This window comes from Coprococcus sp. RTP21428st1_C9_RTP21428_210409, assembly GCF_040227395.1.
GTDB classification, from domain to species: domain Bacteria; phylum Bacillota; class Clostridia; order Lachnospirales; family Lachnospiraceae; genus Coprococcus; species Coprococcus aceti.
This window is the reverse complement of sequence record NZ_JBEHVV010000128.1, coordinates 1-2,555: the sequence shown is the minus strand read 5'-3', so window position 1 is coordinate 2,555 and position 2,555 is coordinate 1. Positions and strand designations below refer to the sequence as shown.

General features: G+C 44.0%; 2 protein-coding genes and 1 pseudogene. All 3 read left to right on the top strand.

Translation table 11 applies throughout. From position 1 onward, the window contains the following. Positions 1 to 865 (top strand): annotated as a pseudogene (locus ABUA34_RS14090) (hypothetical protein); the annotation flags it as partial. After that, entirely contained in the window at positions 853 to 1,068 is a 216-nt protein-coding gene (locus ABUA34_RS14085) for a hypothetical protein (RefSeq protein WP_015534452.1), read from the top strand. The pseudogene ABUA34_RS14090 and the gene ABUA34_RS14085, both read left to right, overlap by 13 nt. 122 nt (positions 1,069 to 1,190) lie before the next feature. Then, positions 1,191 to 2,342, top strand: coding sequence for a YIP1 family protein (locus tag ABUA34_RS14080; protein ID WP_349823524.1), 1,152 nt, complete (start codon positions 1,191 to 1,193; stop codon positions 2,340 to 2,342). The last annotated feature ends 213 nt before the right edge of the window (positions 2,343 to 2,555 follow it).

The window sequence follows — 2,555 nt, the reverse complement described above, 5'->3', positions numbered from 1 at the left end:
ATATATACCATATTGGCTGGCATCTTATCATGTTAGAAAAAAGCTCAAGTATGTATTTCAGGAGAATGAAAAAGGCGAGCGCGTTAGTAATTATGAAAAATGCTTTGGTTCTATAGCAGCAGTTGCACAGAAAACTGCAGACAAAACAGTCACACACAATTGTATGAGAGATTGTGAGTGTACAGTTCCAAGGGTACCTGGTGATGCAACAAGAAGATTGAATGATCACATTTCGGCAAGACTGGAGCCTTATGATTTAGAGAAGGCTTTGACGTTTTCTCCAGAATATCTGTCCGGATTTTACACGGACAGGTACGATGTACCAGCTGCCGAGATCGCAGCCGTTGCAAAGAGAAAGAGCAATGATGCGGTGAAGGAAGAGATGATGAGCGATGTTCCGAAAAACGCCCGGATTACTGAGGAAAAAACGGATATAAAGATGACAGATATCGAGTATGCATTGCTGCCAGCGTGGTTCATGACTTTTCGTTATCAGGGAATACTCTATACCGTGGCGGTGAATGGGCAGACCGGCAAGGTCGTGGGAAATGTCCCATCCAACAGATTTAAGGTTGGGGCATCCATAGCAATACTTATGACAGTGATGGTTGTGCTGTGTACATATGTATCTGTATTTGTTGGGGGACTTATGACGGATCTGTATAGGATAAGTGCAGATGTGGGTGATTCAAGTGGAGCTTTTATGGTATTTTCCGCGTATGTGGCCGGAGTTATATATAGTTTGGTGAGCTTCTGGCGTGCGATCAACAAGCTTCACAGATCAAGGATAGATATTCACAGATTCAGAAGCTATGGCACTATAGAATACGTTAAGGAAAGGCAGGATAAGACATGGGTTCGATAGTATTTTTGTATGTTGCAATAGGTATCGTGTGCGGGATATGCTTAACGGTATCCATAGTGATTTCTGCTCTTGTAAGATCCAACAATATTGGACAGAATGAGGAGAAGAAAGCGGAATACGTTGATTATACTACATTTGTGTATCATGCAAAGTATGACAGCCACAGCCCGATTAACTATTTCGATGGATATTATAAGGATTGAGTCAGATCCTTCGATATCGCACAGAAGTTTATAGAGCAATGATATGATGACAAAACCAGGGGGATTTGGTATCATATTTTTGATATATTTTCACACAGGGAAAGGAATTGGAGGTAACAGGAATGAACGAGAATCAGGATCAGCAGTTTGGTCAGCCACAGGGAGAACAGCAGGTGGCAGATCAGGCACAGACAAATCAGCAGGCGGCGGAGAACAGCCAGCCACAGGCAGATCAGCAGGCAGCGGCTTACAGCCAGCCGCAGATGAGTCAGCAGGGAGTGTACAATCAGCAAGGCTATGGCCAGCAGATGAACCAGCAGGGTGCATACAATCAACAGGGTTACGGCCAGCAGATGAACCAGCAGGGTGCATACAACCAGCAGGGCTACGGTCAGCAGATGAACCAGCAGATGTATAATCAGCAGGGTTATGGCCAGCAGATGAACCAGGGAGCATACAATCAGCAGGGCTACGGTCAGCAGATGAACCAGCAGATGTATGGTCAGCAGGGCTACGGCCAGCCACAGATGAACCAGCAGATGTACGGCCAGCAGGGCTATGCACAGCCACAGCCGAAGAAGCCATCAGCAGCGGGCAATATGATAAATGATCTTCTCAAGAATGTGATAGGTCTTTTCAAGAGCCCTGCAGATACAGCGGGTGAGATGGTTCAGAGTGACAACATGGTTCCTGGCGGAATACTTGCAGGAGTAAATGCCATCCTCTCACTTATATTTGTAACTGTCGGATTCCTCATAATGGGATTTGACTTTGGCGATTCAATAGCAAAGGGATTCTACATGTTATTCTTCACTATAATCGCAGCAGTCATCATGACAGCAGCGGTATTTATCGCCGGAGGAATTATATTCAAGGGTGGAATCACATTTGGAAAAGCACTTAACGCCGTTGGTGTATTTGCACTTTATGAGGCAATAGCAATGGTTGCAGGAATCATATTTGAGATCATCTCAGCACTCTTCCACAAGGTTGATTTCCTCAGCGGAATCATCGGAGGCTTTGGATACATACTCTTCCTCGGAATAAGCCTTTGCGGAATCGTGATCGCAGCTCATGCGTTATTCGATAACCTTGAGACAAATGACAACTCAAAGATATTTGCAGTTATCGCTGCTATAGTTATCTCAGTATTCCTCATCACTGTTATAGATAACATCGCAGAAAAGATATTCAGTGACAGCGCAACATGTGCAGAGCAGGTACTCAGCTACTTCAAGAACGCTGCAACAGTATTTGGTTACCGTCACTGGTAAGACATAATTTATAGATATTTTACAGGAAGCAGACAGATCTGAAAATTGACAGGTTTGTCTGCTTTTGTTAAAATATAAAGGTGTTTTGGTGTTAACTTATATAAAAGGGTGGCAAAGATATGGTAAAGGAAAGGACGGGTTATGGTAAGAAAGGTTGGTTTAACTGACAGTGTTGGTTTTGCTTGTCTGGAAGATCTACAGTTGTCGAACTCC

What these genes read in the sequence shown, in the direction of transcription:
- ABUA34_RS14085 (WP_015534452.1), top strand. Translation starts at nt 853, where the DNA reads ATGGGTTCGATAGTATTTTTGTATGTTGCAATAGGTATCGTGTGCGGG.
- ABUA34_RS14080 (WP_349823524.1), top strand. Translation starts at nt 1,191, where the DNA reads ATGAACGAGAATCAGGATCAGCAGTTTGGTCAGCCACAGGGAGAACAG.